Annotated in this window: 1 protein-coding gene; it reads left to right on the forward strand. The window is 64.2% G+C overall.

All coding sequences use genetic code 11. The features are described from left to right. Nucleotides 1–9 precede the first annotated feature (9 nt). On the forward strand, nt 10–1,092 hold the full coding sequence (locus tag A5779_RS17875; protein WP_207549092.1) for an IS110 family RNA-guided transposase: 1,083 nt from the start codon (nt 10–12) through the stop codon (nt 1,090–1,092). Nucleotides 1,093–1,405: the final 313 nt, after the last annotated feature.

The raw sequence follows: 1,405 nt of genomic DNA on the forward strand, positions 1-1,405 counted from the left end.
GAGGCCCCAGTGTTAGGTCAGCGTACGAGTGTTGGTTTGGATGTGCACGCACGATCGGTGGTGGCGTGTGGGTTGGACCGGGAGACCGGTGAAGTCGTCGAGCGTCGTTTGACACCTGATCACCGCGAGATCGTGGGTTGGATCGAGGCTCTGCCGGGGCCGGTCGCGGTGACCTATGAGGCCGGCCCTACCGGATTTTGCCTGGCTCGGGCGTTGGAGGCGGCTGGCATTTCGTGCCAGGTCGCTGCGCCCTCGAAGTTGATTCGTCCGGTTGGGGACCGGGTCAAGACCGACAGTCGTGATGCCGTGCATCTGGCTCGGCTGCTTCATCTGGGGCAGGTCACCGCGGTGGCGGTTCCGACTGCTGGGCAGGAAGCGGCCCGGGATCTGGTGCGTGCCCGTGAGGACTGCCGCGCGGATCTGATGACTGCACGACACCGGGTATCGAAGCTGCTTCTGCGCCAAGGGATCATCTACTACGGGGGGAAGACGTGGACTGGTCGCCATGAGCTGTGGCTGCGCAGGCAGCACTTTGACAATCCCGCACTGCAGCTGACTTATGACGCCGCATTCGATGCGATGACCGCCTGTCTGGACCGGCGAGAGCGGTTGGAGGCAGCGATCGAGGCGATGGCCGCCGACAGTGAGTTCACCCCGGTGGTGCAACGATTGGGCTGTATCCGGGGGATTGCGACCCTGACGGCTTTCGGGTTGGCAACCGAAATCGGGGACTGGCACCGATTGACTGGTCGCACTATCGGCGCCTATCTGGGTTTGGTTCCCTCGGAGTGCTCTTCGGGCGCTAGCCGGGTGCAGGGCGCGGTGACTAAGACCGGTAACGGCCACGCGCGGCGCCTCTTGGTCGAAGCCGCGTGGCATCACCGCAGGCCCTACCGCCCGGGGGCGGTGTTGCGGCGGCGGTGGGACCTGGCCTGTCCGGCCGCTCGAACCCGCGGCCACGCCGCTAACCGCCGGTTACATCAGCGATGGATCGACTTCGACCTGCGCAAGAAACGGTCCGTAGTCGCCAACATGGCCGTGGCCAGGGAATTGGCCGGCTGGTGCTGGTCGTTGGCAGTGCTCGACGAGTAACCACCCATAAGTGTCCAGATGAGAACATCGGTGCTGACGGCAAGCGTCTTGGAGTGACCCGCGACAGGCTCTATGAGCAATCCTGTTGCCCAGCAACGCTATTACGCTCGATTCTAGACAGCGGCCAACTCCGACTCGAAGTCCCGGTCCTGCGGTGACCAACCCGCGCATATCAGACTGACAACGCGTCGACACGACACGCGCGTCATCGCCCAGAGGCTCACCTGGTCAAACGAAGCGGCGGGCCGCAGCGACGGTTGCGGCACGCCGCTTCACCCTGCCCACTTGACAATCAACACCGCCATATCAGAGC

Origin of the sequence: Mycolicibacterium peregrinum (assembly GCF_001665625.1) — a bacterium.
GTDB lineage: Bacteria > Actinomycetota > Actinomycetes > Mycobacteriales > Mycobacteriaceae > Mycobacterium > Mycobacterium peregrinum_B.